A 17,179-nucleotide genomic window follows, 5' to 3' on the forward strand; every position below is an offset into this window, starting at 1 on the left:
GGGGGGGTGGGGGGGTTTGGGGGGTGGGGGGGGGGGGGCGGGGGGGGGAGTAGGGGAGGCGGGGGAGGTATTCGTGCCAGCGGGTCGGGGTGAGGACGTTCCTGGTCACGGCGCAGATGTGGGTGATGGCGGCGTCGGCGCCGAGGGGCCAGAGGCGGACCGTGTCCGAGCCGCTGGAGACGCCCAGAAGGTGACTGTCGGGGCTGAAGGAGAGGAACGTGCCCGTTTTGGCGTATGGACTCATCGACTGGCCGATGGGGGACGCCGAGGCCGGGTCGGAGACGTTCCACAGGCGGATCGTGTTGTCGTTGCCGCCGCTGGCGAGCCGACCGCCGCCGCGTGCCCAGGTCAGGGAGGTGACCGCCTCCGTGTGGCCGGTGAGCGGGCGGCCCAGGGGGTGCGCGGTGCCGGTGACGCGCCACAGGCGGACCGTGTCGTCGTCGCTGCCGCTGGCCAGCACCGAGCCGTCCGGGCTGTAGGCCAGGACGTTGACCGGGCCGGTGTGGCCGGACAGGGGGCGCCCCAGTGGCGCCGGGTGCGCCGGGTCTCGTACGTTCCACCGGCGGACCGTGCTGTCCGCGCTGCCGCTGGCCAGCACCGAGCCGTCGGGGCTGAACGCCAGCGCGTTGATGTAGCCCCGGTGCCCGGTGAGCGGAGCGCCCAGCGGCACCGCGTGCGCCGGGTCGGACACGTCCCACAGCCGGATCGTACGGTCGTCGTAGGCGGTGGCGAGGGTGTGGCCGTCCGGGCTGTACGCCAGCGCGGCCGGGCCCATGAAGCGGGTGCGCAGACGGAGTTCCGTGCCGAGGGGGCGCGGGTGGGCCGGGTCGGAGACGTCCCACAGGTACACCGAACGGGCACTGGTGAGCACCGCGAGGGTGTGGCCGTCGGGGGAGAAGACCATCGAGCGACGGCCGCCGTCCCCGCGCAGAAACGGTCCGCCGAGCAGCACCGGTCGGCTGGGCCGGGTCACGTCCCACAGCCGGACTCCGCCGTCCCGGACGGCCGTCGCCAGTACCCGCCCGTCCGGGCGGAACGCGCCGCTCCGGCCCGCCATGTCCTGGGTGGGCAGTGACCACAGCCGTACCTTGGCGTCCCCGCTGCCGGTGGCGAGCGTACGGCCGTCCGGGCTGAAGCCCAGCGCGTACATCTCGCCGCTGCTGCCCGCCAGTTCCTCCCCCACCTGGGACGGCGCGGCCGGGTCGGTGACGTTCCACAGGCTGGCCGTGGAGTCCGCGCTCGCCGCCGCGAGACGGCCGCCGTCCGGGCTGAACGCCACCGACCAGACCGGCCCGGTGTGCCCGGTGAGCGGCGGCCCGAGCGGCTTGGCGCGCGTCCGGTCCGCCACGTTCCACAGCCGGATCGTGTCGTCCGCGCTCCCGCTGGCCAGCGTCCGCCCGTCCGGGCTGAACGCGACCGAGTGGACGATGTCCATGTGCCCGGTCAGCGGGGCCCCGAGCGGTGTCGGCCGGGTCCGGTCCGCCAGGTCCCACAGCCGTACGGTGTCGTCGTCGCCCGCGCTCGCCAGGGTCCGCCCGTCCGGGGCGAACGCCACCGAGCGCACCGCCTCCCGGTGCCCGGTGAGCGGAGCGCCGAGCGGCTTGGCGTGCGCCGGGTCGGACACGTCCCACAGCCGGACCGTGCGGTCCTCGCCCGCGCTCGCCAGGGTGCGCCCGTCGGGGCTGAACGCGACCAGATAGATGGTGCCCCGGTGCCCGGCGAGCGGGGCCCCCAGCGGCTTCGGGCGGGTCCGGTCGGTGACGTCCCACAGCCGGACCGTGTCGTCGTCGCCCGCGCTCGCCAGGGTCCGCCCGTCCGGGGAGAAGACCGCGCTGCTCACCCAACTGGTGTGCCCGGTGAGGGGTTCGCCCAGCGCCTTCGGGCGGCCGGGGTCGGACACGTCCCACAGCCGGACCGTGCGGTCGTAGCTGGCGGTCGCCAGGGTGCGTCCGTCGGGGCTGAAGGAGGTGAGGTAGACGGCGCCGGTGTGGCCGGACAGCGGGGTGGCCATCGGCGCGTTCACGATCGAGATCAGCCTGCTGTACGTCCCCTCGTCTTCCGGGCGCAACCGGTGGGCGACCAGCGCGAGTTGGGCCGCCAGGGAGGGATCGGTGCGCTGCACCCGGTCGGCCTCCGCGAGCACCTGCTCGAACACCGCGTCGTCCCGCTGCTGCCACGCCACCACCGCCGACCCGGCCGCGACCACCGCGAGCGCCACCAGCGCCGCCACGGCCGCCCGGCTGACCAGCACGGTACGGCGGCGCAGCCGCACCGAGGCGGCCAGGAACCGCACCGCGCCCCGCGTCGGATACCGGTCACCCGCCGACTCCGCCCAGGCGCGGGCCTGTTCCAGCCGGGACCCCCGGTACAGCAGCGCACTGTCCCGCCCCGACTCCTCCCAGGCTCGTCCGTCCTCCTCCAGCCGCTGCCGCAGCAGATGGCCGCTGCGGTCCTCGTCGATCCAGTGCCGCAGCCGGGGCCAGGCGTGCAGCAGCGCCTCGTGGGTGATCTCCACCGTCTCCGCGTCCAGCGTCACCAGCCGGGCCCGGACCAGCGCCTCCAGCGACTCCTCCGTCCTGCCGGGGTCCGCCGACTCGTCCGCCAACTGGCGCCGCGTACCGCGCCGCCGGGTCGCCCGGGTGTCCTCGCCGAGCCGGACCAGCCGCAGCAGGAGCAGCCGGGCCGCCGTACGCGCCGCCGGGTCCAGCCCGGTCCAGGCGCGCTCGGCGGTCGCGGCGACCGCGCCCTGGATACCGCCCGCCGCCCGGTAGCCCGCGAGCGTCAGACGGCCCGCCTTGCGGCGCTGCCAGGTGGCGAGCAGGGCGTGCGACAGCAGCGGCAGCACTCCGGCGTCGTGCGCCCCGCGCGGCCCGTCCGCGCTGACCTCCCGCGTGATCGACTCGGCGAGTCCCGGCTCCAGTTCGAGCCCTACGGCCCGTGCGGGCCCGGTGATCGCCTCGCGCAACTCCGCCGAGGTGAGCGGGCCGAGGACCATGTGCCGGTGCTGGAGCGCGTCCGCCAGCTCGGGGTGGCGCAGACACTGGTCGTAGAAGTCGGCGCGGATACCGAGGAGGACCAGGGCGGGGGCGGCGGAGTGGCCGTGGGTGGGGGAAGCGGGGGGCACGTCGGGGAGCGCGCTCGGTACGGCGGCTCCGGCGGGCGTGGCGGGCGGTGGGGTGCAGGCCGCGTGCAGGAAGCGGACGAAGACGCGCCGGTCGGCCTCGTCGGCGCAGAGAGTGAAGGTTTCCTCGAACTGGTCGATGATCAGGACCGGCCGGGCCCGGCGGGACTCATCGGACCGTGGGGCGGCCCCGCCGGGGGCCCCGGTGGACACCCCGGCGCCGGTTCCGCCGGACGCCCCCGCGACGGCCCCGCCTCCACCACCCGGTCCGGCCCCCTCGGCCGACCCCGCGTCACCGACCGGCGAACCAGCGCCCCCCGGACCTTCCTCCCCCCGGTCCCCCGCACCGGACGCGGAAGCAGCAGCGGAGGAAGCAGCGGCAGCGGCGGAAGCCGCCTCCTCCTCCCGTACGGCCCAGGCCGCGACCCCCTCCCGTACCGCGCGCCCGAACTCCCGTGTGCCGACCCCGGCGGCGTCCGGATTGCCCGGGTCGGCTCGCTCGGCCGCCCGTGCCCGCGCCACGACACCGGCCACCTCCGGTATCCGCCGGGTCAGTTCGCCGAGCGGATCGGCGCCGGGCACCCACTGGAGCACCGTGCGCGGCGCGGCGCCCTCGGGGCAGCCGTCCACTTGGGCGCCGTCCCGCAGTACCGGCACCAGACCCGCGCTGAGCAGCGACGACTTGCCCGCGCCCGAGGCGCCGACCAGCATGACCAGCCCCCCGGTCCGCTCCGCCGCGTCCAACTGCCCCACCAGCGCCCCGGTGCCGCGCTCGCGTCCGAAGAACCAGCGCGCGTCCTCGGGCCGGTACGGCGCGAGCCCCCGGTACGGGCAGACTCCCGCGGCGACGGCCACCGACTGCTCCGGGAGCCGGGGTTCCCGTTCCGCCGGGCCGGACGGCGCGGCGGCCGGGTCGGCGAGCGCCCGCTCCCACAGCCGCTGCCACTGGACCACGTCGTACAGCCCGCCCGACACCGGGACCGGCCGCGTCCGGCGCGCCTCGGGTATCAGGATCTGGAGCACGGCCGCGAGCGCCGGGAACTGGGCGGGTACGTTCTTCGCCCGCCGCCAGTCGCTGATGCGCTGCGCGGAGACCCGTACCGGGCGGCCCCGCTCGTCCGTGCGCTGGAGCCGTGCGACCGCTTCGGACACGCTTTTCAGGGGTGGGTTCCCGGCCTCCCGGTACAGCAGGGCGAGGCGCTCGGCGAAGGCGGTACGCGCCCCGGAGTCGCCGCCCACGGCCCCACCCCTTCACTCCCCGCGTGTCCGGACGTCCGGACCGGAAAACCCACCCTATACGGCTGACCTGCGGAGAAGCCCTGGAGAGGAGGTCGCGGCCTCCTCCCCGAGGGTCCTGAATGGCAGGATGCGGACGCGGTAGCCGATCCCTCACACACCGTTCGGACGGACGACCTGCGCGGCCCTCCCGAGGCGGCCGGGCCGAGCCGAACGTTCTCGGTCAACTTCGGTCGGCGCCGCCCCGATACCTCGGTCCGCGCCGGTCCGCCGACGCGGCACGGGCCGAAGCCGCCCGCTCCGTCCGGCACCGGTCCCCACGAGGGGAGGGACCGGTGCCGGAGGGGCCGGTGCCGTCGGATCACCGACCGGCGGACACCCGGAACACCCGCGGAACGGCCGGGTACCGCCGACAGCCGTGTGTCATCGGGGACGTGTCCGGGCAGTGACGTCCTGGGACTCTCCCGTGAGTCCCCGCCGAGTCGGTGAACCGGCCCGCCCTCCGCTGGAGTACGTATGAAGGTCTCCGTCGATCACGCCCAGTGCTACGGCTCCGCCGAGTGCGCCTACCGGGTCCCCTCCGTGTTCGCCTTCGAGGACGGCTACGGCGTGGTGCTGCCCGGCGGGGCGGAGGCGACGGACGCCCCCGAGGTACGGGAACGGGTCCGCGAGGCGGCGGAGCGGTGCCCTTCGCAGGCGATCAGGCTGTCGGCCGAGGGGGAGTGACCGGGGCCCGGCCGCCCGACCCGCCTTCCTCGGCACCCGGTTCGCCCCCCGCTTCCCCCGGCCAGCTCCACCCCAGCCGCGCCAGCGCCCGCGCCCGCGCCGCGACGACCGTCCTGCGGGCGGCCAGTTCGGCCGGATCGGCGTGGGCCGCCCGGCTGGTGACCTGCCCGTCCCACTTGCGGTAGTACAGCCCGGTCGTGGCGCTGAACCAGCCCCGGCCGACCGCGTCGAGGGCCAGCAGCAGCCCGGTGTCCTCGGAGGCGGGCAGCGCCATCCAGCCGCCCAGCGCGCTGAGCAGTTCGCGGCGTACGCAGAGCGTCGCCGGGTGCACGGGCGCCCGGAACCCGTTCCGCTCCCAGGACTCCAGCACCGTGCCGCGTTCCAGCGGCCCCTCCGCCGGATCGCCGGGGAAACCGGCCGTGCTGCCGTCGGGCAGCAGGTCGAGGGCGCGGGAGGCGGCCCAGCCGAGGGTGCGGTCGGCCTCCAGCGCGGCCAGGTCGCGGGCGAGGGCGCCGGGGGCGAGCAGGTCGTCGGCGTCCAGCACCTTGATGTACGTGCCCCGCGCGCGGGCCAGCGCGAGGGTGCGCGCGGTGCCGGGGCCGCCGGGCCGCCCCTGGCGGAAGCTCACGCGGGCGTCGTCGGCGGGGAGGAGCGGCCGGACCGCCCCGCTCCCGCCGTCCTCCTGGACCAGCCACTCCCAGGTCCAGCCGTCCGGGAGGCGCTGCGCGCACAGTGACGCGTAGGCGTCCGGCAGGAACCGGGCGGCGGGGGCGTGGACTGCGGTGACGACGGTGACGCGCCGGGACACGGCGGCTCCACCACCTTTCCAAGACGTGGGCGGCCGCCAGGGTACGAGGACGAGCGCGCGGCCCGGAGAAGGCCCCCGGACAGCGCGAAACCCCCGGCCGGGTCGGCCGGGGGTCCAGAACGATTCGACTGTGATGCGTACGCAAGTCGCCGTGATGCCGAAACGTCCGCGGTCCTGCGTGCTGCCCTCGGGGCTCAGCAGGCGAGCGGTACCGCCTCGTGGTCGGCGGTGGCCCGCTGCTCGGCCTCGGTGGCCGAGAGGTCGGTCTGGTCGCTGTCACCGGTGCGGGAGCGCTGTCGGCAGCTCGGGGACTTGCCGTGTGCCTCGGCGGTGATGCGCTGCTTCATGGTCGGCGGGAGCGACCTGGGGAGGGGGAATCCGGGGGCGGGCTGTTCCTCCGCCGCCGTCGGTGCGCTGCTCCGCTGCTGCTCGGTGGTGCCGCTCGGCGTCTCGGCCTGCGGGGCCGCCGTCGCGGTGGCGGCGGTGGTGGTGACGAGTCCGAGCGCGGTGCACAGCGCGATGAAGGCGGTGACGAAGGCGGTCCACAGCTTCATGACCTTGTTCTGGGTCATGGCCCCTCACTTTCGGGTTGGGCGATTTGCGTACTTTGCTCATCATGTGTATGCCGACCGCGAAGTGAAGGACCTCGGCACGTGGCGCGTCGATGTTCAGATCAACACCACTCGTATGGGTGCATAAGCGTCGAAAACCCCGGAAAATACCCTTGGAGGAAGGAATCCGGACCAAAGTCACGTTGTGCGAGGGTGCGATCACCCTCCGATCACAACGGTCCCGGCTCGGCCGATCCCGTTTCGGGGGCCGGGAGTTGGGGCCCGGCGCAGGTAACCGATCGATATCGGTCGGTGTGTATAGTCGGGCGCCAGAGGTCCCCTACGTCAAGGAAAGACGAGGTCGCGCGGTGAAGAAGCTGCTCCTGGTCGTACTGGCCGCCATCGGCGGGCTCCTCGTGTACCGCCAGATCCAGGCGGATCGCGCCGAGCAGGACCTGTGGACGGAGGCCACTGACTCCGTGCCCACGGGTTCGTGAGCGCCGATCCGGAATTCGCTCAGACCCCGGCCGCCTGTGCGGTCGGGGTTTTGTGTTGTCCGGGGGCGCGGCCGGGGCGGTGGCCGGTTCCGGTTGCCGGTTCGCGCGCAGTGGGGTAGATCCGGTGGTGGCCCCCGCCGTACCGGGCCGCTCGGGGCGGGACCTTTCGGACGGCGTACCCGATCCCCGGATGGCGCAGGCGCGCGCGGGGCAGGATGGGCCGGGTCCGGGTGGGCGGGTCTGCTGACGGGGGTGGCGCGTGCGGGCGCGTAGGGCGGGGTCGAGAGGGCGGCGGCTGCGGCTCGGTGCCGTACGTCCGCGCGCCGGTGCGGGCACCGGCAGGGGTACGGGTACGCGTGCCGGTGCGGGCAGGGGTACGGGTACGCGTGCGGGGGTGGCCGGGATCGGCTGCTCGGTGGCCGCCGCCCTGCTGTGCGCGCTGACCGCGGTGCCGCCCGCCTCCGCCGCCCCCGGCACCCCGACCACGGGCGCCCCGGGCACCGGCGCTTCCACCACCCCGTACGCCTTCGCCGACGGCGACCGGCGGATCGACGGCGCCCCGGACACGGCGGACGCGCCGCTCCTCCGCCCCGGCCGGAGCTACCGCGGCACCCTCCCCGCGCACGGCGTCCTCCACTACCGCCTCGATCTCGACGCGACGGACACCGCCTACGTCCCGGTCACCGCCGTACCCCCCGCCGGTGCGGCCGTCGCCTCCACCGACGGCATCCGGGTCTCGGTGCGGGACGCGAACGGAGCCCCCTGTTCCTACGCCTCGGGCCGGGTCGGTACGTCCCTCAGCCCGCGCCCCGTCACCGCGCTCGGCACCCGCGAGCCCGGCCGGGCCCTGTGCCGGAACGCGGGGACGTACTACGTCGGTGTGGAACGCGCCGAGTCCGGGCGCGCGGCGGACGCCTCCGGCGGGGGTGCGGACGCGCCCTGGGAGCTGGAGATCGCGCCGGTCACCGAACCCGGCCTCACCGGCGCCGCGCCCACCACCGCGCCGCCCGCCCCCGGCACCGCCACCCCGGCCCCGCTCGCCGGTGCGCCCCGTGACCGCGCGGGCGGCAGCGGCTTCGCGACGGCACGCCCGCTGGGCCAGGGCGTCTGGCGCGCCGAACTCACCCCCGGCACCACCCTGTTCTACCGGATGCCGGTGGACTGGGGCCGCACCCCGCACGTCGTCGCCGAACTGGGCGGCACCGCCGACGGGCACGGGTACGCGGGCGGCGCGCTGAACCTCGCCCTGCACAACCCGGTGCGCGGCCTGGTGGACGAGGTCTCCGCCGGGTACACCGGCACCCCGAAGCAGGCGGCCCTCGCACCGCTGCCGCCCGTGGCGTACGGCAACCGGTACGCCGTGCCCGCCACGCAGAACGCGCTGTGCTTCGCCGGGAACTACTACCTCGTCCTCCACCTGGGCCGACAGCTGGCCGACACCTTCGGACCGGGCCCGTACCGCGTCACCCTGCGGGTACGGCTCGACGGGCGGGCCCAGGACGGACCCCGGTACGCCGGGCGGTCCGCGCCGGACGGGGTGTTCGCGGTGACGGCCGCCGACCGGGAGGCCGCGGCGAGCGGTGGCCCGGTCGGCTCCGACCTCCGGATGCGACTGCTCGCGGCGGGCGGTCTCGGCACCGGGACCGCGCTGCTCGTGGCGCTCGGCGGCTGGACCCTGGCCGCCCGGCGCGCTCAGAGACGGGTCAGCGCCCAGAACCCGACGGCGTAGCAGACCAGCGCGAGCAGCAGCACCGGCACCGCCACCCCGGCCGGCGGACCGGGCCGCCGCCGCGCGTGCGTCCGGGGCTGCGGGGCGCCGGGGGCCAGGGGCGCGCGGGGGTCGCGGGCGGTGTACGCGGCGGTGTCGGGGGGTGCGTACGGCGCGTACGGCGGAGGTGTCGCGGGCGCCGCGGGCATCTCCGGGGGGAGCGGGACACGGGCGCCGGACACGGGCGGGGTTCCGGTGTCGGACGCGGAACTCGCGCTGCTGTAAGCCGAGTTGTGAGGTTCGGGGGGGTCTGTGCGCGGGACGGTGAGGGGAGTTGGTGTCGGGGTCTCCGTGCCGGTGGTCCCGACGCGTATTCCGGAAGCCCGTTTCAGCGGTCCGTTCGGGCCGAACCCGTCCGGCAGTGGGCCGAGTTGGTCGAATATCTCGATCGACTCGGCCTGCTCGCGGGCGGGGTCCACGGGGGCCGGTCCGGTGTCCGCCATCAGTTCGGCCGCCGCCGCGAGCGCCTTCCGGGCACCGATGGCGGTGCGGTGGCGGGCGGCGGGGTCGGGCTGGATGAGGGTGGCGACGACCTCCCAGAGCGGCTCCGGAACTCCTTTCGGGGCGGGGGGAGTTCCGTGCTCCATGAAGTGCCGCAGGAGTTCCCGGCTGTCGGGGCGGGCGCCTTCGAGGAGGTAGAGGGCGACGAGTCCGGCGGCGTACAGGTCGGCGGGGTAGTCGGGGTCGGCGCCGAGCATCTGCTCGGGGGCGAGATAGCCGGGGGTGCCGACGACGAGGTCGGTCTCGGTGAGCCGGGGTTCGCCGAAGCGCATGGCGATGCCGAAGTCCGACAGGCGCAGCCGGGGGCGCCCGGTGCCGGTGGCCTCCAGCAGGATGTTGGCGGGCTTCACGTCCCGGTGCACGACCCCCTCCGCGTGCACGGCGGCGAGCCCGGACAGCAACTGGTCGAGCAGGACCCGGACGAGCGCGGGCGGCAACGGCCCGTAGTCGCCGACGAGATGGACAAGCGAGCCGCCCGCGACGAGGTCCATCGTGAAGAGGACCTGGTCGTCGTCGGCGGCCCAGCTCGCCGGGGCGAGCACATGCGGATGGTCGATGCGCAGGGCCTGTTCGCGGACGAAGCGCAGCAGCGCGTGGGCGTCCCGCTGCTGGAGCACCTTGGCGGCGACGTACCGGCGGCGCCGGTGGTCCCAGGCCCGCCAGACGGCGCCCGCGCCGCCGCGCCCGATCGGATCGGCCAGTTCGTACCGGCCGGCGAAGACCTCGCCCATGACGTCCGCCGCTCCTCCCCCGCGTGTGGGGTGCCCGTGTGGTGCGTACGTACCGAAGCCGCGACCCCGGCCGGTGCCGGACCCCCTCCGGCGGGCGGGGCCGCGTCGGTCAGCTCTGGTGCGACTGGTAGTGCGCGACCGCGTCCGAGGTGCGGCCCGCGCCGTACACCCGTAGGAACTCGGCGAGTTCGGGGTGGCTCGGGGCCAGACTGTCGGCGGCGTCGATGATGTCCCCGGCGGCGGAGACGGAACGCAGCAGCGACTGGATCTCGCGGACGACGCGCTTGACGGTCGGCACGCCCGAAGTCCCGTTCGTCTGGCTGGTGTTGCTGAGCACGGAGCCCCCCTGGGACCTCTTGATCTCGTCCATCCGCTCGGTCGCCTCGGCGGCGCTGACGCTGCCGTCGGCGGCCTGGGCGGCCAGTTCCTGGAGCAGTTGCACCCGCTGGACGACCGCCGGGTTGCCGATCTTGGCGCGCTGGCCGCTCATCAGCTGCGAGAGCATCGGCGCCGACAGGCCGAGCACCGCCGCGAGCCGGGCCTGGTTCAGCCCGAGATCGTCTATGAGTTTGCGGAAGAGTGCCCCCAACGGCTCCCCGTACCAGTTCCGTTGCAGCTCCCGCGCTCTCGCGGTCGCTTCCTGCTGTGCGGCATCCATGCGCGTCTCCCCATCGCTGCCCCCGAAAACCGCGGTTCGCTCCAGCGAACCACGTCGAGCATCCTACGGAGCGTGGTCAGCCACGGGGACCCCCCATATTTTTGCGGGAAACCGGGGATGACCCGGTACTCTGGTCCCCGGCACGTGCCGGACCCCACGGTCCCGGCGGCGGCCACTCCGAGGGGCCTTAGCTCAGGTGGTAGAGCGCCGTCTTTGCATGGCGGATGTCAGGAGTTCGAATCTCCTAGGCTCCACCCTCTCAAAAGCCCCCCTGACGTGCGGAAACGTACGGCAGGGGGGCTTTTTCGTGGGTCGGCTGCCCAGGCTCCGCACTCGGCCGGGGTCCGGCCGGGGTGGGTTTCCGGGGTGCCGGGCCTCCCCCTCACGGGGACCCTCAAACCCTTTGTTCATGCCTTGACTTAACACGTACGACATTGCTTGTATGCACGCGTCGTCGGGGGGCGGCGCGGCGTGGCCCTCAGGCGCGATGCGTTTCGGGGCGGCGTGGGCCGGTGTCCGTACGACGTGATCCGTGAGCAGCACCGTTCGACGTGTTCAGCAGCCAAGCCCACTTCCCCACGTCAAGGAGAGGCTGTGAAGCGTTCTCTCGCCGCGATGGCCGCCGTCTCGGTCACCACGCTGACCGCACTGGCCGGTACCGGCCCCACCGCCCACGCCGACCGGGGCGGGCCCCACGGCCCCCTGGTCACCGGCACCTATTCCTCCGCCGACGGCACCCGGAAGTGGCAGCCGCTGCCCTCCGTGGCGCTGACCGGCGACGCGCACGGCGCGGTGGACGCGACCGTGGTCGCGGACCCGGCCGCGCTGCGGCAGAAGTACACCGGCGTCGGCTTCTCCATCGACGAGACGGCCGTGTCCAACCTCTGGAAGCTCACGCCCGCGCAGCGCGAGTCCGCCATCAGGCTCCTGGTCGATCCCCGGCACGGCGCCGGGCTGGACCGGTTCCGGCTGACCATCGGCAGCCCGGACCTGATCGAGCACCTGCCGTTCTGGTCCGAGGACGACGTGCCGCCCGGTGTCTCCGACGACTTCGGGCTGAAGCACTTCTCGATCCAGCGCGACCTCGACCTGCACATCATCGACACCATCAAGCTGATCCAGCGCTACAACCCCCGCGCCACGTTCTTCGCCTCCGCGTGGAGCGCCCCGGCCTGGATGAAGACCAACAACCAATTCACCGGCGAGGTCGCGCTCAAGCCGGGCAGCACCACCGACTACTACCAGGTCGGCAAACTGCGCGACGACTGTATCGACGTCTTCGCCCGCTACTACGTCAAGTACGTGCAGGCGTACGCCCGGCACGGCATCCGCGTGGACGCCCTGACCCTGCTCAACGAGCCCGGCATGGACGTGGTCTATCCGGCGATGGACATCAGCATCCCCCAGCAGCAGAAGCTGGCCCTCGCCATCAAGCGGGAGTTCCGCGCCGCCCGGCTGGACACCAGGCTCTACGTGCACGACTTCAACTACTGGGACTGGCGGGACCCCAACAGCACCACCACCAAGAACTACCACCGCATCTTCGACGACTCCGCCGACGGCTCGGTCAAGGGCAAGCAGGTCCTGGCCGCCGCCGACGCCATCGCGTTCCACCCCTACTGGGGCGACCCGCACGTGATGCGGGATGCGTTCGAGCAGACCGGCAAGCCGGTGGAGATGACCGAGACCGGCGACCTCTCGCCCTCGGCGGTCCTGGAGGACTTCCGGCTGGACGCGGGCTCCTACATCATGTGGGCCCAGACCACGGACCAGGACGGCGGCACCCTGCACTGGACGGGCGCCCGCGACAACAACGTGGACTGGGACGAGATCGCGCGCACCACCAAGTGGCCCGACCGGCTGGTCACGGTGGACACCACCACCCGGAAGTACCGCGTCCGCGACGAGCTGTACCAGTTGGGCCAGTTCGCCAAGTACCTCTCGCCCGGTGACGTGCGCCTGGAGTCCAGCGCCCCCGAGAACGGCGTCGGCAATGTCGTGTACCGCTCCGGCACGGGCCGCTACACCGCCGTCGTCACCAACGACAACGGCACCGACCGCCGTGTCCGGATCAGCGTCGGCGGCCGTTCCTTCGTGGTCCGGGTGCCCGCCGGTTCGTACGCCACCTACCAGTGGAGCGGCCTGCCCGCGCTGCCCCGCCCGAACCACGCCCCCGCGTTCGCCGGGGCCGCCGACGTGACCGCCGACGCGCACGGCGACGCCCGCTTCTCGCTCTCCGCCCGGGACCGGGACGGCGACCGGCTCTCCTACTACGCCCCCGAACTGCCCAAGGGGGTGAGCCTCGACGCCGCCACCGGCGCCGTCACCGTCGCGTCCGCCGAGCCCGGCACGCACGACCTCACCTTCTACGTCACCGACGGCCGCGCCCGCGACCGGGTCACCGTCCGCCTGACGGTCCCGGCCGCCGCTCCCAAGTAGCCGGTACGGCACCGCAGTAGGCACGAACGAACCCCGCCCGGCCGCTCCTGAAGCGGCCGGGCGGGGTTCGTGTCGCGGTGTCGCCGGTGCGGGAAAACGCAGACGATCGGCCGGTAGGACGGTCAGTCGTCCTCGTTGCGCTCCGCCGCCTCCTCCTCGGCCTGCTTGGCCCGGACCTCGGGGTCGAGACCGGCCGCGCCGGTGCCGTCCACCGCGCTGAGCCGGGTGCTCTCCCCGACCTCGGTCGGGGCCGGGGGCTCGACCAGCCAGTCCGGGTTGGCCTGCTTGTCCCACCACTTCCAGGCCGCGAACGCGCCACCGGCCACCAGGCCGACCAGCGCCAGCGCGCGCACGGCACGCAGCGAACGGGACCGCTTGTTGCGCCGGGCCAGCTTCTGGATCTGCTCGGCGGGCACCTGGCCGCGCAGCGCGACCAGCGCCGCGGCACCGCGCGCGGCGGCCTCGTCGGCCACCGGGGTCGCGGCGGCCAGCGCCTGGTCGAACACGGGCCGCGAGTAGTCCGCCGCCTGGCGGGAGTAGTCGGCGGCCTGCCGGGCGGCCTTGCGGGCGCGGACCCTGGCCTCGTGCGCGGCCTGGTCCACCTTCGGCGGAACATGGGCGCGCGCCTGCTCGATCCGGGGGGCGAGATGGGCGCCGTACTGCTCGCGGGCCTGTTCGGCGGCCTGCGAGACCACGGGCGCCAGCCGTACGCGTGCCTCCTGCGCGTAGTACGCGGCACGCTCCTTGGCCGTGTCGGCGTAGGGCGCCACCACTTCCGCGGCGTGCAGCACGCTGTCCTTCGCCGATCCGGTCGCGGCGCGCACGCTGTCGATGCGGGTCACGGGTTTCCTCCTCCACGGTGGCGTACGGTAATTCGACTTTCCACCCTTTTACGGATCATGCCTGTCCGGAGCCGTCCGGGCATGCGCGGACGGGCATCCGGGTGCAGGCCGCGTACCCGGACGACACTCCCACGGAACGTGCCCCCGCGCCCCCGCACCACGCGAACCCGCCGGGCCGGAACCGGGGAGTCCCGTGCCGTGCGAGGATCGGGGCGGCATCATCCCGAGCACGACGGAAGGCGGAACGTGGCCGAGCAGCTCATCGCCACCCTGAGGACCAACCACGGCGACATCGAGGTCCTGCTGTTCCCGAACCACGCGCCGAAGACCGTCCGCAACTTCGTGGAACTGGCCGGGGGCGAGCGGGAGTGGACGCACCCGGGCACCGGCGCGACCGGCCGCGAGCCGCTCTACGACGGCACCCTCTTCCACCGGGTCATCGAGGGCTTCATGATCCAGGGCGGCGACCCGCTGGGCACCGGCATCGGCGGCCCCGGCTACGAGTTCGCGGACGAGTTCCATCCCGACCTCTCCTTCAACCGGCCGTATCTGCTGGCGATGGCCAACGCGGGACCGGGCACCAACGGCTCCCAGTTCTTCATCACCGTCCAGCCCACGACCTGGCTGAACCGCAAGCACACGATCTTCGGGGAGGTCGTGGACCCGGCCGGACGGAAGGTCGTGGACGCCATCGCCGCCGTGCCGACCAGCCACCCCAACAACCGCCCGCTCACGGACGTGGTCGTGGAGTCCGTGGTGATCGAGAAGCGCCAGGGCTGAGCCGGGCGGCGTCGGGGCCGGGCGTCCGCCGGGTGCCCGGCGGGGAACCAATCTCCCCCCTCGTCCGTAGGAAACGTAGGAAACCCGGGAGCGGGTGACGATCCCGGTCGGCGAGGGGAACAGGGGAAGTCATGGACCAGCCGGCGGGCAGCGCGCAGGACGCCCGGAGCGTGCCGGTGTGCTACCGGCACCCCGACCGCGAGACCGGGGTGCGCTGCACCCGCTGCGACCGGCCGATCTGCCCCGAGTGCATGGTCAGCGCCTCGGTCGGCTTCCAGTGCCCGGAGTGCGTGCGCGGCGGTTCCGGCCCCGGCCGGGCCGCTCCGGCCGCCGCGACCCGCCCCCGTACCGTGGCGGGCGGCTCGGTCGCGGCCGACCCGCGCCTGGTCACCAAGGTCCTCATCGGGCTCAACCTGGTCCTGTTCCTGGTCCAGCAGGCCGTCGGTGACAGCTTCACCGACCGGTTCGACGTGCTCGGCCGCGCCCTCACCCCCGACCTCCTCGGGCTCCAGGGCATCGCGGAGGGCCAGTACTACCGGCTGCTGACCGGGATGTTCCTGCACGGCAGCTATCTGCACATCCTGTTCAACATGCTCAGCCTGTGGTGGGTCGGCGGTCCGCTGGAGGCGGCGCTCGGCCGCGCCCGCTACATCGCCCTGTATCTCGTCTGCGGTCTCGCGGGCAGCGCGCTCTGCTATCTGCTGGCCGCCCCGAACCAGCCGTCGCTGGGCGCCTCGGGCGCGATCTTCGGTCTGTTCGGCGCGACGGCGGTGCTGATGCGGCGGCTGCGCTACGACATGCGGCCGGTGATCGCCCTGCTGGTGGTCAACCTGGTGATCACGTTCGGGGTCCCCGGCATCGCCTGGCAGGCGCACGTCGGCGGCTTGGTCGTGGGCGTCGTCACCGGGTACGCGATGGTCCACGCGCCCCGGCGGAACCGGGCGCTGATCCAGTACGGCACCTGTGCGCTGATGCTGGCCGTGGTGGTCGTGGTGACCCTGGTCAGAACGTTTCAGCTGACCTGAGCGATCATTTTCGATCCGTTGTCCACAGTGTGTGGCCGATCTTGTGCACATCGTGCCAGTACGTCTGTGCCACCCCTCGCTCGGATGAGTATCCGCAGGTCAAGCCAGGGTTGACGCGGGGTGTGCGGGTCGGTCGAGCAGTCGTACCGGCGTCAACGGCCAAGGAGTTATCCACAGATCGTAGTCTTTTCCCCAGGGTCATGTGGAAAGAGTGCCCAGGCTGTGGATAACTCTGCGGAGCAGCCCTGGGCAGAGCTGCTCCGCAGAGACGCCGGTCAGCGGGAAACGGCTACTTCCACTGCGTGGAGACACCGAAACCGGCGGCGATGAAGCCGAAGCCGACCACGATGTTCCAGTTGTTCAGGCTGTCCACCGGCATCGAGCCGTCCGTCACGTAGAACAGCACGATCCACGCCAGACCGATGACGAACATGGCCAGCATGACGGGTGCCACCCAGGCCCGGTTGGTGAGCTTGATGGCCTGCGCCTGCTTGGCGGGCGGCGGCGTGTAGTCGGCCTTCTTGCGGATACGTGACTTCGGCACGAGGGTCTCTCCTGTCGATGCGCTGCGTGGCCGCGCAGGGAACTGGGTCGGTCGGGGCAGCGTACAAGGGGACGCTGAGTCCTCCCCCGGGCGTCCGTTAGCGTAGTGCTTCCGCGGCGCCGAAGGAGATAAGGGTACGTTGAGCAATTCTGCCGACTCCCCCGGTTCGGGATCAACGGGTTCCGGACCTGTTCGTCGTCCGCGGTTCCGTCCGGTCCGGATTCTCACCGCCGCCGTCTTCGCGCTCGCCGGGCTGATCTTCTTCACCAGCTTCGACACCGCCAAGGGCACCGACATCCGCACGGACGACTCGATGCTGAAGCTGTCCGACCTGATCCACGACCGCAGCCGCAAGAACAAGGACCTCGACGAGTCCAACGCGGCGCTCCGCCGGGGCCTGGAGTCCCTCGCCAGGAGCGACGGCGGCGACCAGGCGCAGGAACGCAGGCTGGCCGCGCTGGAGAAGGACGCCGGTACCGACCCGCTCACCGGCAGCGCCGTCACCGTCACTCTCAACGACGCCCCGCCCGACGCCACCGCCAAGCTCCCCGGCTACCCCCCGCCGCAGCCCGACTACCTGGTCATCCACCAGCAGGACCTCCAGGCCGTCGTCAACGCGCTCTGGCAGGGCGGCGCCCGGGGCATCAAGGTCATGGACCAGCGGCTGATCTCCACCAGCGCCGTCCGCTGCGTCGGCAACACCCTGATCCTCCAGGGCCGCGTCTACTCACCGCCGTACAAGATCACGGCGGTGGGTGACCCCGGCAGGCTGAAGCAGGCGCTCGCCGACAGCAAGGCGATCCAGACGTACATGGTCTACGTCAACGTGTACGGCCTCGGCTGGAACGTCACCGACGACGGCACCAAGACCCTCCCCGGCTACACCGGCACCCTCGACCTGCACTACGCCACACCCGCCGCCTGACACCGCTGTCCGCTGCCTCACACCGCC

At 73.4% G+C, this 17,179-nt stretch carries 14 protein-coding genes and 1 tRNA gene; 8 read left to right on the top strand and 7 right to left on the bottom strand.

Annotated features, from left to right (window positions below):
- On the bottom strand, nt 1-4,360 hold a 4,360-nt coding region (locus tag KUM39_RS26085), incomplete at its 3' end, for a WD40 repeat domain-containing protein (RefSeq protein ID WP_217788233.1).
- A gap of 513 nt (nt 4,361-4,873) precedes the next feature.
- Here KUM39_RS26085 and KUM39_RS26090 point away from each other — a divergent pair.
- Nucleotides 4,874-5,083 carry a ferredoxin gene (locus KUM39_RS26090; RefSeq protein ID WP_217788234.1) on the top strand — a complete coding sequence of 70 codons (210 nt, stop codon included), beginning with the start codon at nt 4,874-4,876 and terminating at the stop codon, nt 5,081-5,083.
- Here the strand turns inward: KUM39_RS26090 and KUM39_RS26095 are convergent.
- Nucleotides 5,058-5,891: a glycosyltransferase gene (locus tag KUM39_RS26095; RefSeq protein ID WP_217788235.1), complete on the bottom strand. Its 834-nt coding sequence runs from the start codon at nt 5,889-5,891 to the stop codon at nt 5,058-5,060. The genes KUM39_RS26090 and KUM39_RS26095 overlap by 26 nt on opposite strands.
- 194 nt (nt 5,892-6,085) lie before the next feature.
- Entirely contained in the window at nt 6,086-6,463 is a 378-nt protein-coding gene (locus KUM39_RS26100) for a DUF6344 domain-containing protein (protein ID WP_217788236.1), read from the bottom strand.
- A 347-nt stretch (nt 6,464-6,810) separates the two neighbouring features.
- Here KUM39_RS26100 and KUM39_RS26105 point away from each other — a divergent pair, with 347 nt between their 5' ends.
- Nucleotides 6,811-6,939, top strand: a complete 129-nt coding sequence (locus tag KUM39_RS26105; protein ID WP_217788237.1) for a DLW-39 family protein — start codon at nt 6,811-6,813, stop codon at nt 6,937-6,939.
- Nucleotides 6,940-7,198: 259 nt separating this feature from the next.
- Nucleotides 7,199-8,668, top strand: coding sequence for a hypothetical protein (locus KUM39_RS26110; protein ID WP_217788238.1), 1,470 nt, complete (start codon nt 7,199-7,201; stop codon nt 8,666-8,668).
- Here KUM39_RS26110 and KUM39_RS26115 read toward each other — a convergent pair.
- Nucleotides 8,632-9,939, bottom strand: coding sequence for a serine/threonine-protein kinase (locus KUM39_RS26115; protein ID WP_217788239.1), 1,308 nt, complete (start codon nt 9,937-9,939; stop codon nt 8,632-8,634). The genes KUM39_RS26110 and KUM39_RS26115 overlap by 37 nt on opposite strands.
- Nucleotides 9,940-10,048: 109 nt before the next feature.
- Nucleotides 10,049-10,597, bottom strand: a complete 549-nt coding sequence (locus tag KUM39_RS26120; RefSeq protein WP_217788240.1) for a helix-turn-helix domain-containing protein — start codon at nt 10,595-10,597, stop codon at nt 10,049-10,051.
- A gap of 181 nt (nt 10,598-10,778) precedes the next feature.
- Here KUM39_RS26120 and KUM39_RS26125 point away from each other — a divergent pair.
- Together KUM39_RS26125 and KUM39_RS26130 are read left to right on the top strand one after the other, a co-directional pair.
- A tRNA-Ala gene (locus KUM39_RS26125) sits at nt 10,779-10,851 on the top strand.
- Between the two features lie 340 nt (nt 10,852-11,191).
- Nucleotides 11,192-13,036, top strand: coding sequence for a putative Ig domain-containing protein (locus KUM39_RS26130; protein WP_308288245.1), 1,845 nt, complete (start codon nt 11,192-11,194; stop codon nt 13,034-13,036).
- Nucleotides 13,037-13,158: 122 nt separating this feature from the next.
- On the opposite strand, the gene KUM39_RS26135 is transcribed toward KUM39_RS26130, so the two are convergent.
- Nucleotides 13,159-13,878, bottom strand: coding sequence for a DUF5324 family protein (locus tag KUM39_RS26135; protein ID WP_217788241.1), 720 nt, complete (start codon nt 13,876-13,878; stop codon nt 13,159-13,161).
- 246 nt (nt 13,879-14,124) lie between these two features.
- On the opposite strand from KUM39_RS26135, the gene KUM39_RS26140 reads away from it, so the two are divergent.
- The gene (locus tag KUM39_RS26140; protein ID WP_217788242.1) at nt 14,125-14,658 is read left to right on the top strand and encodes a peptidylprolyl isomerase; all 534 of its coding nucleotides are present in this window, start codon (nt 14,125-14,127) and stop codon (nt 14,656-14,658) included.
- Between the two features lie 131 nt (nt 14,659-14,789).
- The gene (locus KUM39_RS26145) at nt 14,790-15,683 is read left to right on the top strand and encodes a rhomboid family intramembrane serine protease (RefSeq protein ID WP_217788243.1); all 894 of its coding nucleotides are present in this window, start codon (nt 14,790-14,792) and stop codon (nt 15,681-15,683) included.
- A 289-nt stretch (nt 15,684-15,972) separates the two neighbouring features.
- Here the strand turns inward: KUM39_RS26145 and crgA are convergent, their stop codons facing one another.
- Nucleotides 15,973-16,227 (bottom strand): cell division protein CrgA, encoded by a 255-nt coding sequence (gene crgA, locus KUM39_RS26150; protein WP_217788244.1) that lies wholly within the window; start codon nt 16,225-16,227, stop codon nt 15,973-15,975.
- Nucleotides 16,228-16,366: 139 nt separating this feature from the next.
- On the opposite strand from crgA, the gene KUM39_RS26155 reads away from it, so the two are divergent.
- Entirely contained in the window at nt 16,367-17,152 is a 786-nt protein-coding gene (locus tag KUM39_RS26155) for a DUF881 domain-containing protein (protein ID WP_217788245.1), read from the top strand.
- Nucleotides 17,153-17,179: the final 27 nt, after the last annotated feature.

Origin of the sequence: Streptomyces corallincola (genome assembly GCF_019104725.1) — a bacterium.
GTDB lineage: Bacteria > Actinomycetota > Actinomycetes > Streptomycetales > Streptomycetaceae > Streptomyces > Streptomyces corallincola.

Bases quoted from the DNA above. Each gene is read 5' to 3' on its own strand.
- KUM39_RS26090 (WP_217788234.1), top strand. From the start codon at position 4,874: ATGAAGGTCTCCGTCGATCACGCCCAGTGCTACGGCTCCGCCGAGTGC.
- KUM39_RS26100 (WP_217788236.1), bottom strand. From the start codon at position 6,463: ATGACCCAGAACAAGGTCATGAAGCTGTGGACCGCCTTCGTCACCGCC.
- KUM39_RS26115 (WP_217788239.1), bottom strand. From the start codon at position 9,939: ATGGGCGAGGTCTTCGCCGGCCGGTACGAACTGGCCGATCCGATCGGG.
- KUM39_RS26120 (WP_217788240.1), bottom strand. From the start codon at position 10,597: ATGGATGCCGCACAGCAGGAAGCGACCGCGAGAGCGCGGGAGCTGCAA.
- KUM39_RS26145 (WP_217788243.1), top strand. From the start codon at position 14,790: ATGGACCAGCCGGCGGGCAGCGCGCAGGACGCCCGGAGCGTGCCGGTG.